Below are 14,251 nucleotides of genomic sequence, written 5' to 3'. Positions count from 1 at the left end.
ATGTTACTGGATCCAAACCACCTGACTGCGCTGTCTGCCATCCTGCGTCATGGCAGCTTTGACGCGGCCGCCTCGGAACTTGCGGTGACGCCTTCCGCGGTTTCACAGCGGATCAAGGCGCTGGAAGACCTTGTCGGCGCAACCCTGATCAATCGGGGAACGCCCTGCACGGGCACTCCGATGGGTTTGCGCATCGCTCAACACGCCGAGGACATAGGGTTACTTGAGACGCATCTGGCCCGCGAACTGACGCTTGATCAAACCAACGGCCCTGCACGCGTGCGCGTCGCAGTGCCAGCCGACGTTCTGGCGACGTGGTTCATCAATGTCATGTCTCAGGTCGACGGCCTGCTATTCGATCTGGTCGTTGACGATCAGGATCATTCGGCGGAATGGCTGAGGCGCGGAGAGGTCAGCGCCGCCATAACGGTCGGAGGTGATACAGTGCCAGGCAGCGACGCCGTCGCCCTTGGCGCCCTGCGGTACATCCCCACGGCCAGCCCCGATTTCATGCGCAAATGGTTCACGGACGGTGTAAATATCGACACATTGTCCCGCGCCACCTGTTTGACATTCAACCGCAAGGATAGCCTGCAAAAAGCTTGGGTTACCCAGCAGACAGGTCAACGGCTATCACCCCCTTCGCATTTCCTGCCGTCCTCTCAGGGATTTGTAGAAGCGGCCATTGCGGGGATTGGTTGGGGAATGAACCCGGAAAGCCTTGCGCGCCCAGCGCTGGAAGACGGTCGGTTATGCCCTTTGGTACCGGACGCGCGGCTTGACGTAGGGCTGACCTGGCAGGTGGGTCGTGTGCTATCCACGGCGTTGGCCCCCTTGACCGACGCGGTCAAACGCGCCGCCAGTGGTGCCCTGCTTCCGGCTGAAACTGCAGACTAGGACTGAACTGCTTTTTTCTCGCTGGGTACAACCACACGGTAACAGGCAACCGCCGCGAAAACGCTTGTGGCGACGATGAAGACGATTGCCCAGGCGACCTCGTGCAAATGCGCAACGCCTGCCAACGCGGCCGAGAGCAATACGCCAGAGATCCGGCAAATGCTCTTGACCGCTGCGGCACCTTTGACCCTCTGATCTTTTGGGGCGACGTCCAGGAAGTACAGCTTGCGGGCGCTGCTGATCCCTGTCACCGCAACAGTGACAACGAACAAGGCAATGGCGTGCAAGTGAACGTCATGGTCCATGCCCAGAAAGTGCACGGACAAAAGCGCGCCGCCCGTCAGGGCCACCATCAGGTTCCCGGTGACCATCACGGCGCGATGCGATTTCATGTTCACCAATTGCCACAGAGGGGCAGATACAAGATACCCCGACGCCGACGACACGATCATCGCCGTCAGCCCCCTGGCCGAGCCGTGGTGCGCTTCGGCAGCGATCAACGCAAAGAACGGTACGGACAGGGATACGACGACAAGCGGCATGCGCATGATCATATAACGGCGGAACCAGCGCTGATCGAACATTGCGGCGATATCGGTGAAGTTATCGAGGAACTTTCGCTTCTCGGCTCGTTGCGCGCCCTTTTGCTCGGTGGGACCAGCGGTTTCGGACATCATAAGAATCGACAGGCCGGACAAGACAAAGAATGTTACCGAAACCGCGATGACTGCGGAATGGCGCGAAAACGGTGGGTTTTCTTTGGTGATCTCGTGAACCAGCAACGCCAAGCCGATTGCGCCCAATCCACCCACCCCCAGTTGCAGATAGTGCATGATCATCCGCGATTTGGAGCGCACCTGATCGCCCAGCAGATCGGTATACATCAGCGACTGAATTTCTTCGATCAAACCGATCATGAAGAACGCCGCGACAAAGGCCACCCCGATGACCGGTACCACACCGGTTGCAGCCACCAACAAAGCCAAAATCAAGCAGGCACCGATTGCGACCTCAGTCATCGCGATTGCGCGTTTCTTGCGGTCACGCGCCGCGATGGGATGCGCCAGGAAAACATCCGAAATCATGCTGCCAACCATCCGCACCGACACCAGCGCACCGGCTATGAACATCGGAAGCTCAAGCGACACGGCCAGAAATGGCAAGACCACGGATGGGCTGCCAAGGGTCCACGCCACCTGGGATAGAATGCTTTGACCGGCCAGAACCGGAACGTTTCTTTTGGACGTATGCTGTGAATTGTCCATCATTCCGGCGTCTGAGTTCCTTGGCTTGAAAAAGACGTACTGCTTAAGCTTATTCAGCCAATTGTACTGAGTTCCATGCGACCGGCCAAGAACACCCTGTGCTAAATGCAAAAAACCCGGCCAAAGACCGGGTTTTTCGTGCTTTTCTTGCAATGGGGATCAGAGCTGAGCCATGACCTCGTCCGTGGCTTCGAAATTCGTCGTCACGCGCTGAACGTCATCGTCGTCTTCCAGCGCATCGACCAGTTTCATCAGCTTTTGCATATCTTCCAGACCCAGCTCGGTTGTCGTCGTGGGTTTCCAGATCAGCTTGGTGGAATCCGTTTCCCCCAGAGCAGCTTCAAGGGCGCTCGACACTTCGTTCAGGTCGGTATCGGCACACCAGATGATATGCCCTTCTTCCGAGCTTTCGACATCTTCGGCACCGGCTTCGATTGCGGCTTCGAACACGGTGTCCGCGTCACCGACGGAACCCGGATAAACCACTTCGCCCTTGCGTTCGAACATGAAGCCAACCGAACCGGTTTCGCCCAGGTTGCCGCCGTTCTTGGAAAAGGTCGAGCGAACGGTCGAAGCGGTGCGGTTGCGGTTGTCGGTCATGGTCTCGACGATCACCGCCACACCGTTCGGACCATAGCCTTCATACCGGATCTCTTCGTATTCATCGCCTTCGCCCGCCGTCGATTTCTTGATCGCGCGGTCGATGACATCTTTTGGAACCGACTGTGACTTGGCTTCTTTCACGGCCAAACGCAACCGTGGGTTTTTTTCAGGATCCGGGTCGCCCATCTTGGCAGCGACGGTGATCTCTTTCGACAGTTTGGAAAACAGTTTGGACCGCGCGGCGTCCTGACGCCCCTTGCGGTGCTGGATGTTGGCCCATTTGGAATGGCCTGCCATGTTGCGTCCTCGTCATCGTGATTGCGTATTCGGCGCTCATATAGACGTTTGCGGGGCCAAGGATCAAGAGAGCGGCTTGCGACAGTCGCCGCGAAGGGTATGGTGGCCGCATGACGACAGACCAGATTATTCTATTTTCCCTTTTCGCCACTGTGTTTGGAATGCTGCTTTGGGGGAAGTTCCGATACGACCTTGTGGCCTTCACCGCGCTATTGATCGGAGTTACGCTGGGTGTTGTGCCAGTTGAAAATGCCTTTGCCGGGTTCGGACATCCCGCTACGATCATCGTCGCGTTGGTCCTGGTCGTCTCGGCTGGGTTGGTGCGTTCGGGCGCTGTTTTCCTAATCACCCGCACGCTGGTCGATGCCTCGCGCGGGCTTGGCGCGCACATCGCGCTGATGGGCGGGATTGGCGCTGTTCTGTCGGCCTTTATGAACAATGTGGCCGCGCTGGCGCTGCTGATGCCGGTCGATATCCAAACCGCGCGCAAGGCGGGGCGGCCGGTCGGTCTGACCCTGATGCCGCTGAGCTTTGCCACCATTTTGGGCGGCATGGCCACGTTGATTGGAACGCCCCCCAACATCATCATCGCATCAATCCGGGCTGAGACTTTGGGTGAGCCATTCCGAATGTTTGATTTCGCCCCCGTCGGTGGATTGGCAGCGATTGCCGGGCTGGCATTTGTCGCACTGGTCGGCTGGCGGTTGATTCCCAATCGCGGAACACAGGAAGAGGCCTCGGAAACCCTTGCCGAATACATAGCGGAACTGACGGTCCCGCCAGAGTCGCCGCAAATCGGAAAACGTGTCAGCGAACTTTATGAGGCCGCCGAGAAATCCGACGTGGCCATCATCGGCCTTATTCGAGATGGCAAACGGCGCTATGGCCGGTCGGCCCATGCGACCATCAAACCGGGCGACGCGTTGGTGCTAGAGGCCCGCCCCGAGGCGCTGGACGAATTTCGCACTGCGCTGAACCTCGACTTCTCGGATACCCGCCGTCAGGAATTGCTGACCGCCGAAGGGGACGGTCTTGAGGTGATTGAGGTTGTTGTGCCGTTGAATGCACGCGTCACCGGTCGCACCGCGCAGGGCTTGGGATTGGCCTGGCGTCAAAGCACCGTTTTGATGGGGATTTCACGTCAGGGCCGTCGCATTACCGAACAGGTCCGCAAAACTCAGATTGAGGCAGGCGATATTCTGTTGCTGCTGTGCCCGCGTGACCGCAGCGCCGATGTGACTGAATGGCTGGGTTGTTTGCCACTTGCTGAACGCGGTCTGAACGTCACCGCCAACGAAAAAGCGTGGCTTGCCATTGGCTTGTTTGGCGCAGCTGTTCTGGCGGCCAGTGTCGGGCTGATCTACCTGCCCATCGCTTTGGGGCTGGTCGTTGTCGCCTATGTTCTGACCAAGATCATGCCGATTGCCGATATTTACAATCATATCGAGTGGCCCGTTGTCGTTCTGCTAGGCTCGATGATCCCTCTAGGCAGCGCGTTGGAGACGTCCGGTGGTACAGAACTGATTGCGAACGCGTTGATTCAATTAACCGACGGGCTGCCGGCGTGGGCCATTCTGACCGTTTTGATGGTGGTCACCATGACCCTGTCAGACGTGCTGAACAATACGGCCACGGCCATCGTCGCAGCGCCGGTCGGTATCCAGATGGCCCGCACGCTTGAGGTTTCGCCCGACCCGTTCCTGATGACCGTCGCCGTCGCAGCCTCGGCCGCGTTCCTGACACCGATTGGGCACAAGAACAATACGTTGGTCCTGGGTCCCGGAGGGTATCAGTTTGGCGACTACTGGCGCATGGGGTTGCCGCTGGAAATCCTGATCATTGCGGTTTCCGTTCCCGCCATCCTTGTGTTCTGGCCACTGTGACGGATAAAGGCCTTTCATGAAACGCTTTCTGATCCTGCAACTGCGCCCGGAAACCGATGCCTCGGATGCCGAATATGCCTCGATTCTGGACAAAACGGGGCTGGCTCCCGACCAGACCCATCGTATCCGATTGGATTGTGAGGCTTTGCCCGACGATTTGAATGTCACTGACTATGCCGGGGTGATTGTTGGTGGTGGACCGGGATGCGTCAGTGACGATCCCGCAACCAAGTCCGAAGCCGACGCGCGCATTGAAGGCGCCATCATGGGATTGATGCCGCAGATCATCGCACAGGATCATCCCTTCATGGGCTGTTGTTATGGGCTGGGCATTCTGGCCGCCCATCTTGGCGGTGACGTCAGCAAAGAGAAATACGGTGAACCTGTCGGACCTTCGACCTGCCACCTGACTGCAGACGGAGCGCAAGACCCGCTAACGGCAGGGCTGACCGGAACATTCGACGCCTTCGTGGGCCACAAAGAGGCCGTGCAGGCGCTGCCGAACGGGTGCATCCACCTGCTGGCCTCGGACCCCTGCCCGTTTCAGATGATCCGCTGGGGGCAGAATGTTTATGCCACGCAATTCCACCCCGAGGCGGACGCACGCGATTTTGAGCAGCGCATCAACATCTACAAGAACCACGGTTATTTTCCGCCCGAAGACGCCCAGCGCCTGATCGACATTTGTCACGCAGCGGAGGTCACGCAACCGGCCGAAATCCTCCACAGATTTGCCGAACGCTATCGGTGACCCAACGGCGTTATTGCCTGATCCACGACCGCTCGCATAGGGTGACCCGAACGGCTTTGGGAGGAGTTGTTCTTGGATCTTCTAATTAATGTCGGCCTGCCGCTGTCGCTGGCCATTATCATGCTGTCTCTGGGCGTTGGGCTGGAAGTCGCCGATTTCCGCCGTGTCCTCAGCCGGCGCTATCCTTTTGCCATCGGTGCGTTGTGTCAGGTTGTGCTGCTGCCTGTCGCAGCCTTTGTCACCGTTACTCTGTTTGCTTTGCCGCCCGAGATCGCGGTCGGCTTCATGATCCTCAGTTTTTGCCCTGGCGGTGTGACCAGCAACATCCTGTCGAAACTGGCCAAAGGAGATGTCGCCCTTTCGGTCAGTTTGACGGCCGTCATCAGCCTGCTTTCGATGGTCACCGTGCCCTTTCTTGCCGCCTGGTCGGTTAACTACTTTATGGGCGATGCGGCACCCGAGGTGTCCATCTCAGGGCTTGCTATCGCCATGTTCCTGATCACCACGCTACCCGTGGCGATTGGCGTCACACTTCGCAGCTTTGCAACAGATTTTGCAAAGCGGATCGAGCCCGTGCTGTCCAAGCTTGCGACCGTTCTTTTCGTGCTGATCGTTGTGGCTGCTCTGGCTGGAAACTGGCAGTTGTTTGTCGACAACCTCGGTGTCATGGGCGCTGGGTTGATCACGTTGAACGTCGCGCTTCTGTTGATCGGGTTGGGGCTGGCGCGTTCCGCAAAGCTGTCGTGGAACGAAAGCAAGACTGTTTCCATCGAAACCGGCATACAAAACTCGACACTTGGGATTACACTGGCCGCACTGATCACCGGGACGGAAAGCGGGTTCAGCCCGCTGGCCCTGCCGTCGGCTGTATACGGGATCACCATGTATGCCGTAGCCCTGCCGTTCATCCTTTGGTTCCGCCGTCGCTGAAAGGACACGACATGACGAATAACTCTGCTGATGCCATCGTCGTGGGGGCTGGGCTTGCCGGGTTGGCCGCAGCTGCCGAACTGGGCGACCGTGGCAAGAAGGTGATCGTGGTCGATCAGGAGCCCGCGCATTTCCTGGGAGGTCAGGCGTTTTGGAGTCTCGGCGGCCTGTTCATGGTCGACACGCCGGAACAGCGGCGCATGGGCATAAAGGACAGCTATGACCTTGCCTTGCGCGACTGGATGGGCAGCGCGCAGTTCGATCGTGACGAGGACGCATGGCCCCGGAAATGGGCCGAGGCCTATGTCGAATTTGCCGCCGGCGAGATGCGACCTTGGCTGCATGACATGGGCCTGCGCTGGTTTCCGATTGTCGGCTGGGCCGAACGCGGCGGATCATATGCGGATGGTCACGGCAATTCTGTGCCCCGCTTTCATATCACTTGGGGCACTGGCCCAGGTGTTCTAGAACATTTCAAACGCCGAGTGCGTGACCATGTCAGCAACGGGTTGATCGAGTTAAAATTCCGCCATCAAGTCAGCCACATCATCATGCAAAACGGCGCGGCCAAAGGTATCTCGGGCGAAGTTCTGGCAGACGACACCGCACCCCAAGGCGCAAAAACCAACCGTGATGAGGTCGGCGAGTTCGAGTTTTACGCCCCAGCCGTCATCGTCACGTCAGGCGGCATCGGAGGCAACTTTGAAATGGTGCGCAAAAGCTGGCCACGCGACCGTCTGGGCGAGCCGCCAAAGGACATGGTTGCAGGCGTGCCGTTCCATGTCGATGGACGCATGATTGGCATCAGCGAAAAGGCTGGCGGTCATGTGATTAACGGCGATCGGATGTGGCATTACACCGAAGGCGTGCGTAACTGGAATCCGATCTGGCCATCGCACGGTATCCGCATTCTGCCCGGCCCAAGCTCAATGTGGTTCGACGCCGAGGGAAACCGGTTGAAACCGCCATGCCTGCCGGGTTTTGATACGTTGGGGACGTTAAAGGAAATCCTGAAAACCGGTCATGAATACAGCTGGTTCGTTCTGACCCAGAAAGTAATCAAAAAAGAGTTCGCCCTGTCCGGGTCTGAACAGAACCCCGACATGACGGACGGTGGTTGGAAAGAAGTTCTGTTCCAACGCATTCTGACCGGGTCCAAGGCCACTGCTCCGGTCGAAGCATTCAAGGAACACGGCGAAGACTTCATCGTCGCCAATACCTTGACCGAGCTTGTTAACGGCATGAACCATCTGGGCGGAGGGCTGATCGATGAGGCGCATTTGCGCGCCCAGATCGAGGCGCGCGATTCCCAGATCGACAACCCGTTCACCAAGGATGCGCAGTTGGCCGCCATTCTAGCCGCGCGCAATTACCGTGGTGACAAGCTGATCCGGACAGCCAAGCCGCACAAGTTCCTTGATCCGGCCAATGGCCCGCTGATCGCGGTGAAACTGCACGTGCTGACGCGCAAGACGCTGGGCGGGCTTCAGACCAATCTGGACAGTCAGATGGTGGGCGCAGACGGTCAGGTCGTTCCCGGCCTGTTCGCAGCCGGAGAGGTCGCGGGTTTTGGCGGCGGTGGCTATCACGGCTACAACGCGCTCGAAGGTTCATTCCTGGGCGGCTGTATTTTCTCGGGACGCAATGCAGGGCGCTCAAGGGCCGTCGCGTGACGGCCCGTTAAGCCTTATTGTTCCCGGGCAAACTGCACGACGGATTGCCCGGCACTGTCCAGCAACACCAGCGTATCGCCTTTGAAGGCATATGCTGTCACCCCTTGCAGGGCTTTAAAAAACTGCCGCTCAACTTCATCCAGTGGCGGCGGACAGGCCATCAATGTCGCCGCCATGTTGTCCGGAAAATCAATTTTGTTGCCCGCAATCTCGGCTTGGCCGGAAAACCGGTTACATCCACCGCTGCCCGAGAACGCGCCATCCTTGGCGAATGAAAGCGCGGGGCGCCTTTCCGTCTCAAGTGCTGCGCCATTCAGGCCGGTTGCGGCCCAATTGGTGTTCTCCAGCACGGCTGCCCCGGGCGGCTGTACTTTGACCAGCATCAGATCGGTCGTGTTCCTGGCCCCATTGGTCACAACAGGATAGGCAGTATCGGTTGTGAACAACAGCTTGTCGCCCTGAAAGATCGAACCACGCACCACGTAGCGCATCCCCTCTCGAATAAGGGCGTCGTCATAGCTCAGCTCGAATTGTGCTGGTACTCCGGTCAACGCATATCGCTTTGCCGACAGGGTCACCGACGGTGCGTCCGCGCGCGAGACGTCCTGCAATTGCACGTAAAGCGTCGCATCCGGTGGTACGGCGATACGCTCGCGATATGCTGCAGTGCCTTCGATCGTTCCGCCGATGGCCGCGCCGCTCAGCAGGACTGATGTGGCCGCAACCGTAAGCGCAGTATATCCGGTATTGAGCATTGGCGTGCTCCTTTTCGCAAAATCACTTATTCAAAACATTGTATGAGGTTTTGATTTTACAAGGACTTCGCCGGAAAACCAGCGGTTCCGTGCCAAACTCAAAGCGGCCAGATCAGAGGGATCAACAGCGAAGCCAGCAAACCCACGGTCAGATTCAGCGGCACGCCAACTTTCAGAAAATCTGTGAACCTGTACCCACCGGGGCCGTAAACCATCATGTTGGTCTGATATCCGATCGGGGTCGCGAATGAGGCCGAGGCCGCCACCATGACCGCCACCACCAGAGGACGCGGATCAACGCCCACCGCCTGCGCCAAACCGATGGCAATCGGTGTCACCACAACCGCCACTGCGTTATTCGACACCAGCTCTGTCAGCACAGAGGTCAGCAAATAGACCGCCCAGATGATCAGGAATGGTGGCAGGGCACCAAGACCCGGCGCCACGGCTTCGACAATTAAGGAAACTGCACCCGATTTATCCAAGGCTGCGCCTATGGCCAGCATTGAGAAGATGAGGGCCAGCAATCGTCCTTCGACAAAGGAAAACGCCTCATCCGCGTCGATGCAGCGCGTAATCAAAACTACCGCAACAGCCAGGATCGAAAGCAGCAGGATCGGTGCAACGCCCAGCGCGGCCAGCACAACGATCCCGGTCAGCGCCCCGATGGCAATTGGCGCGTGGCTGCGGCGGAATGCGCGGGCTGAAGGTTGGGTCACATCGACCATATCCATATCAGCAGCCAGTTTCCGGATATCTGCTGGTGAGCCTTCCAGCAGCAGCGTGTCACCGACCCGCACGACCAGATCATCCAATTGCCGCCCGATGTTCTGGTTTCTTCGATGCACCGCCAGCACATAGACGCCATAACGGCGGCGTAAACGCATCGCGCCCAGCGTCCGCCCGACCATGCGGCAACCCGGAGTGATCAGCACCTCGACCGTTTTCGTCTCGACCGCCGAGACCTGATCGACACGCTTGAGCTCTCTATTGGTTTGCAGGCTCAGCAGTTCCGTCATCTCGGTCCGAAGAACGACACGGTCGCCAACTTTCAAAGCGACGCCCTTGAGGTTGCGCCGCAACGACTCGTCGCCGCGCACGACGTCGATCAGGCGCACGCCCGGACGCTTGAACAGCTGCACGCCCGTCACTTCACGCCCGATCAGGTTGCTGTCGGGGGGAATGACAGCTTCGGTAAAAAACTTCATCTTCGACCGATCGCTAAGCATTGTCGCCATGCTGTCCCGTTCCGGCAGCAGGCGCGGCGCGACAAAACGTAAGTAGAACATGCCGTAAATGACCAGAGCGATGCCCAGCGGTGTGACCTCGAATATAGTAAACGGGGCCATTCCCTGGGCTCGCGCGACACCATCAACCAACAGGTTGGTCGAAGTCCCGATCAAGGTCAGCGTACCACCCAGAATGGCCGCATAGCTGAGCGGGATCAGCAGTTTCGAGGCCGAAACGTTCAGCGTCCGCGCGATCTGAACGAACACGGGGATCATGACGACCACCACGGGCGTGTTTGAAACCACCGCCGAGGCAAAGACAACAAAGGCCATCAGCGTCGCGATTGCGACTTTGGGACTTACCTGTGCCTGTTTTTGCGCCGTCGATGTGAATGCGTCCAGTGCTCCGGTACGCACCAATGCTCCCATGATGATGAACATCGCGGCAATCGTCCAAGGGGCCGGATTTGACAGAACGGCAAGTGCGCTTTGATAGGGCAGAATGCCCGTCACCAGCATCACGGCCACGCCACCGATTGCGACCACTTCAGTCGGATAGGATTCGCGCAGGAACATGATGAACATGCCTGCAACGACCAACAGCGCCAGTATCGCGCTTCCCATTTCTGTCAGTTGAAGGAATTGCATTCTTGGTTTTCTGTCCGAACCCTGGCCTGGCTTACGCGCCCGTCAGGCAGTTTCACGCATTGCGCGCGACAGAGCAAGCCTGACGTGCCCTTACTGTGGGCCAGCTTGCTGTAGCCGCCCGCCAACGCGCACCATTTGAACAGATTTCGCCTGACCGTCCCGGTCGTCGGTTTCAACGAACACGCCACTTAGCGTGGCCTCGCCATTAGCCGGAGTGAACCGGGCCTTGGGCATGCCAGTGATAAACCGGCGCATCGGTTCCAGTTTGTCCATGCCGATGACCGAGTCATAATCGCCGCACATGCCCGCATCCGTCAGATAGGCCGTGCCACCCGGCAGGATTTGCGCGTCCGCAGTCGGCACATGCGTATGCGTGCCCACAACAAGGCTGGCGCGTTTGTCGCAATAGTGGCCCATGGCCATCTTTTCGGATGTGGCCTCGCAATGCATATCAACGATCACGGCCTGCGCCTGTCCGCCACGCGGGTGCGATTTCAGGATCGGTTCAATCGCCGAAAACGGATCGTCGAAGGGGCGTTTCATGAAGACCTGCCCCAACACCTGAACCACCAGAACCTTGCGCCCACCGGGCGCAGTGTACAACCGGTGCCCCCGGCCCGGCGCTCCTTTGGCAAAGTTTACCGGGCGCACGATCCGGGGTTCGTTTTCAATGAATTGCAACATGTCCTTCTGGTCGAACGCGTGATCGCCCAGTGTCAGGCAATCGGCCCCGGCATCCAGCAGCAGCTTGGCGTGATCCCCGGTCAGTCCCATCCCGTTTGATGCGTTCTCGCCATTGACCACGACAAAATCCAACCGCCATTCGTCGCGCAGACGCGGCAGATGTTGCTGAATGGCCGCGCGTCCGGCGCGGCCCATCACGTCACCCAGAAAAAGTATCCTCATTCGAACTGTCCTAAGTGTGGTATCTCTCAAGCACAAGTGGTTAAGCTGGCAGAATAAACCGCCAAAGCACATTGTGCAGGAGAATTCCGATGCGCCTTGCCCTTTTGACTGCCGCCAGCCTGACCACGCTTTCGGCCTGCGACCAGCCTGCTTCAAACGGCTCATCCACCCAGTTGGCTAATCCTGCGGCGACCTTTTGCGTTGAAAGCGGCAATCGTTACGAGATTCGAGATGGCGAAGGCGGCCAGACCGGCATCTGCATTCTGCCCGGCGGCACCGAAGTGGACGCATGGGAATATTTTCGCGAAAACAGCCCGACCTGAGGCGGTCAGGCCAGGAACGTCAGTACCCGGCTTTCAGTGATGACCATATCCAACGGCTGATCCGTGGGTTCCAGTGGCAGGCCTTCGGCTTCTTGGGCATCAAAGGCAAAGCCGATGGCCAGTGTGGGGCGCTTGGCGCGCAATCCCTCCAGCGTCCGGTCATAAAAGCCGCCACCATATCCCAGTCGTCCGCCTTGCGCGTCAAAAGCAACCAGCGGCACCACAAGAATTTCGGGGTCAAGATAATCGTCAATCTCGGGAACCTTGGCGCCGAACGGGCCATCCTTTAACACGCCCTCGGGCGTCCAGCGCGAAAATCGCAACGCCTGACCGGCGGCCTGAATGACCGGCACACCGACCGTGCCATAAGCCGCGGCCTCGGCCATAGCAGGCACAGGATCAATTTCGGTGCGGATCGGCATGTACCCCGACATCGGGACGCCGCGATGCCCCGCCAGCACTTCGGACAAACGTCCGGCTGCACCCGGAAGACGCGCATCGAATGCAGCCTTCCGGCGCGCAAATGCCGCCTTACGGGCGACGGCCTTGATTTCAGTCAGATCGGTCACAGAAGTACCACGCTGGCAAGCCCAAGAAAGATGAAGAACCCCATGACGTCTGTTGTGGTCGTTACAAAGGTTCCCGATGCCAGCGCCGGGTCAACGCCCAGACGATCCAGCACAACCGGTACTACCGTACCTGCAAAGCCTGCGATCGCCATATTCACGACCAAGGCCGAGCCGATCACGACACCCAGCAAGGGTGAATCGAACCACATCATACCGACAGTCCCCAAAATGGTTGCAAAGCACAGACCATTGAGCACACCCACAAGCAATTCTCGCCGGATAACGCGCGCCACGTTCGATCCGGTCAGGTCGCGCGTTGCAAGCGCCCGCACCGCAACCGTCAGCGACTGCGTCCCGGCATTACCCCCCATCGAGGCAACGATTGGCATCAGGATTGCCAGTGCCACCAACTGATTGATCGCCGCTTCGAACTGCGAGATGACCAGTGACGCGCATATTGCGGTACACAGGTTGACAGCCAGCCACGGCAAGCGCCGCCTACTGGTTGCGGCGACACTGTCGGACAGCGAGCTTTCGTCGCTGACACCGGCAAGGCGTAACATGTCCTCTTCGTATTCTTCGTCCAGAACAACCATGGCGTCATCAATGGTAATCACGCCGACGAGACGCCCATCAGCATCTACCACCGGGGCGGAAATCAGGTGGTACTGGTTAAAGGCGTAGGCCACATCCTCTTCGTCCTGATCGACGGGAATGGTGTGAAATTCCTCTTCGGCGATGTCGTGCAACGGCACCTCGCGCCGGGTTGCCATCAGCTTGCCCAGCGTGACCTGTGCCACCGGTTTGAGCCGCGGATCAACCAAAACAACGTGGTAGAACTGTTCCGGCAAGTCATCATTGGCGCGCATGAAATCGATGGTCTGCCCCACGGTCCAATGCTCGGGCGACATGACCACCTCGCGTTGCATGAGGCGACCGGCCGAGTTTTCCGGATAAGATAGCGCCTGCTCCGCGGCGATCCGCTCGGAATCTTCCAATGCGCCCAGAATGGCTTCTTGCTGCGGCTCTTCAAGGTCTTCCAGCAAGTCGACGACGTCATCGCTTTCCATGTCCCGCACGGCGTCGGCCAGAACATCGGGGCGCAGGACACTGATGACCTCTTCGCGGACGGACTCATCCAGTTCGGATAAGATATCGCCGTCAAACTCTTTGTCGTAAAGGCGGATCAATCGCCCACGGTCATAGGGATTAATCTGTTCAAGAAGGTCAGCAATGTCCGCAGGGTGCAGCGGCTCCATCAGCTCGATCAGCTTGTCGCGATCTTCCACATCAACCGCATACAGGATCGCGGCAACCATCCGGCGATCCAGCGCATAGGCGTCATCGTCGCTTGCGGAATCGATTACGGGTTCATCATAGCCTGTCGTCATGTCTGCCCCCGGTTGGTTCGCGCATTGACCCCTAATTAGAAGAAGCAGCTACCGGAAAACAATGACAATGCGCCGATTTACCGACAAGTTTCGCCCCACTATGCTGTTTCGCAGTCCCATACAGGCGGAGA

13 protein-coding genes are annotated in these 14,251 nt (G+C 58.5%); 6 read left to right on the top strand and 7 right to left on the bottom strand.

All coding sequences use genetic code 11. The annotated features are described in order from the left end of the window. The gene (locus DS906_RS09715) at nucleotides 1-897 is read left to right on the top strand and encodes a LysR family transcriptional regulator ArgP (RefSeq protein ID WP_113789958.1); all 897 of its coding nucleotides are present in this window, start codon (nucleotides 1-3) and stop codon (nucleotides 895-897) included. Here DS906_RS09715 and DS906_RS09710 read toward each other — a convergent pair. Further along, nucleotides 894-2,162: an MFS transporter gene (locus DS906_RS09710; protein WP_233494745.1), complete on the bottom strand. Its 1,269-nt coding sequence runs from the start codon at nucleotides 2,160-2,162 to the stop codon at nucleotides 894-896. The genes DS906_RS09715 and DS906_RS09710 overlap by 4 nt on opposite strands. A gap of 159 nt (nucleotides 2,163-2,321) precedes the next feature. Continuing rightward, nucleotides 2,322-3,062 (bottom strand): YebC/PmpR family DNA-binding transcriptional regulator, encoded by a 741-nt coding sequence (locus DS906_RS09705; RefSeq protein ID WP_058275643.1) that lies wholly within the window; start codon nucleotides 3,060-3,062, stop codon nucleotides 2,322-2,324. A gap of 110 nt (nucleotides 3,063-3,172) precedes the next feature. Here DS906_RS09705 and DS906_RS09700 point away from each other — a divergent pair, with 110 nt between their 5' ends. From DS906_RS09700 to DS906_RS09685, 4 genes are all read left to right on the top strand, one after another. After that, complete coding sequence (locus DS906_RS09700; RefSeq protein WP_113789956.1) at nucleotides 3,173-4,945, top strand: SLC13 family permease; 1,773 nt, start codon at nucleotides 3,173-3,175, stop codon at nucleotides 4,943-4,945. Between the two features lie 16 nt (nucleotides 4,946-4,961). Continuing rightward, nucleotides 4,962-5,696: a glutamine amidotransferase gene (locus tag DS906_RS09695; RefSeq protein ID WP_113789955.1), complete on the top strand. Its 735-nt coding sequence runs from the start codon at nucleotides 4,962-4,964 to the stop codon at nucleotides 5,694-5,696. A gap of 72 nt (nucleotides 5,697-5,768) precedes the next feature. Further along, the gene (locus DS906_RS09690) at nucleotides 5,769-6,626 is read left to right on the top strand and encodes a bile acid:sodium symporter family protein (RefSeq protein WP_113789954.1); all 858 of its coding nucleotides are present in this window, start codon (nucleotides 5,769-5,771) and stop codon (nucleotides 6,624-6,626) included. An 11-nt stretch (nucleotides 6,627-6,637) separates the two neighbouring features. After that, on the top strand, nucleotides 6,638-8,299 hold the full coding sequence (locus DS906_RS09685; RefSeq protein WP_113789953.1) for an FAD-binding dehydrogenase: 1,662 nt from the start codon (nucleotides 6,638-6,640) through the stop codon (nucleotides 8,297-8,299). A 14-nt stretch (nucleotides 8,300-8,313) separates the two neighbouring features. Here the strand turns inward: DS906_RS09685 and DS906_RS09680 are convergent, their stop codons facing one another. The 3 genes from DS906_RS09680 to DS906_RS09670 all read right to left on the bottom strand — a co-directional run bounded on the left by DS906_RS09680 (nucleotide 8,314) and on the right by DS906_RS09670 (nucleotide 11,837). Continuing rightward, nucleotides 8,314-9,054 (bottom strand): YbaY family lipoprotein, encoded by a 741-nt coding sequence (locus tag DS906_RS09680; RefSeq protein WP_113789952.1) that lies wholly within the window; start codon nucleotides 9,052-9,054, stop codon nucleotides 8,314-8,316. A 98-nt stretch (nucleotides 9,055-9,152) separates the two neighbouring features. Further along, complete coding sequence (locus tag DS906_RS09675) at nucleotides 9,153-10,931, bottom strand: SLC13 family permease (RefSeq protein WP_113789951.1); 1,779 nt, start codon at nucleotides 10,929-10,931, stop codon at nucleotides 9,153-9,155. Nucleotides 10,932-11,021: 90 nt separating this feature from the next. Next, nucleotides 11,022-11,837 carry a TIGR00282 family metallophosphoesterase gene (locus DS906_RS09670; protein ID WP_113789950.1) on the bottom strand — a complete coding sequence of 272 codons (816 nt, stop codon included), beginning with the start codon at nucleotides 11,835-11,837 and terminating at the stop codon, nucleotides 11,022-11,024. 89 nt (nucleotides 11,838-11,926) lie between these two features. On the opposite strand from DS906_RS09670, the gene DS906_RS09665 reads away from it, so the two are divergent. Further along, on the top strand, nucleotides 11,927-12,160 hold the full coding sequence (locus DS906_RS09665) for a DUF333 domain-containing protein (protein WP_113789949.1): 234 nt from the start codon (nucleotides 11,927-11,929) through the stop codon (nucleotides 12,158-12,160). 5 nt (nucleotides 12,161-12,165) lie between these two features. On the opposite strand, the gene DS906_RS09660 is transcribed toward DS906_RS09665, so the two are convergent. After that, nucleotides 12,166-12,729, bottom strand: a complete 564-nt coding sequence (locus tag DS906_RS09660) for a 5-formyltetrahydrofolate cyclo-ligase (protein ID WP_113789948.1) — start codon at nucleotides 12,727-12,729, stop codon at nucleotides 12,166-12,168. Continuing rightward, a complete protein-coding gene (gene mgtE / locus DS906_RS09655; RefSeq protein WP_113789947.1) occupies nucleotides 12,726-14,120 on the bottom strand; it encodes a magnesium transporter in 1,395 nt (464 codons plus the stop codon). Before mgtE ends, DS906_RS09660 begins: the two co-directional genes overlap by 4 nt. Between the last annotated feature and the right edge of the window lie 131 nt (nucleotides 14,121-14,251).

The sequence above is a fragment of the Ruegeria sp. A3M17 genome, from assembly GCF_003318255.1.
Taxonomy (GTDB): Bacteria; Pseudomonadota; Alphaproteobacteria; order Rhodobacterales; family Rhodobacteraceae; genus Ruegeria.
This window is presented reverse-complemented; position numbering and strand designations above follow the sequence as displayed.

What these genes read in the sequence shown, in the direction of transcription:
- DS906_RS09715 (WP_113789958.1), top strand. Translation starts at nt 1, where the DNA reads ATGTTACTGGATCCAAACCACCTGACTGCGCTGTCTGCCATCCTGCGT.
- DS906_RS09710 (WP_233494745.1), bottom strand. Translation starts at nt 2,162, where the DNA reads ATGGACAATTCACAGCATACGTCCAAAAGAAACGTTCCGGTTCTGGCC.
- DS906_RS09705 (WP_058275643.1), bottom strand. Translation starts at nt 3,062, where the DNA reads ATGGCAGGCCATTCCAAATGGGCCAACATCCAGCACCGCAAGGGGCGT.
- DS906_RS09700 (WP_113789956.1), top strand. Translation starts at nt 3,173, where the DNA reads ATGACGACAGACCAGATTATTCTATTTTCCCTTTTCGCCACTGTGTTT.
- DS906_RS09695 (WP_113789955.1), top strand. Translation starts at nt 4,962, where the DNA reads ATGAAACGCTTTCTGATCCTGCAACTGCGCCCGGAAACCGATGCCTCG.
- DS906_RS09685 (WP_113789953.1), top strand. Translation starts at nt 6,638, where the DNA reads ATGACGAATAACTCTGCTGATGCCATCGTCGTGGGGGCTGGGCTTGCC.
- DS906_RS09680 (WP_113789952.1), bottom strand. Translation starts at nt 9,054, where the DNA reads ATGCTCAATACCGGATATACTGCGCTTACGGTTGCGGCCACATCAGTC.
- DS906_RS09675 (WP_113789951.1), bottom strand. Translation starts at nt 10,931, where the DNA reads ATGCAATTCCTTCAACTGACAGAAATGGGAAGCGCGATACTGGCGCTG.
- DS906_RS09670 (WP_113789950.1), bottom strand. Translation starts at nt 11,837, where the DNA reads ATGAGGATACTTTTTCTGGGTGACGTGATGGGCCGCGCCGGACGCGCG.
- DS906_RS09665 (WP_113789949.1), top strand. Translation starts at nt 11,927, where the DNA reads ATGCGCCTTGCCCTTTTGACTGCCGCCAGCCTGACCACGCTTTCGGCC.
- mgtE (WP_113789947.1), bottom strand. Translation starts at nt 14,120, where the DNA reads ATGACGACAGGCTATGATGAACCCGTAATCGATTCCGCAAGCGACGAT.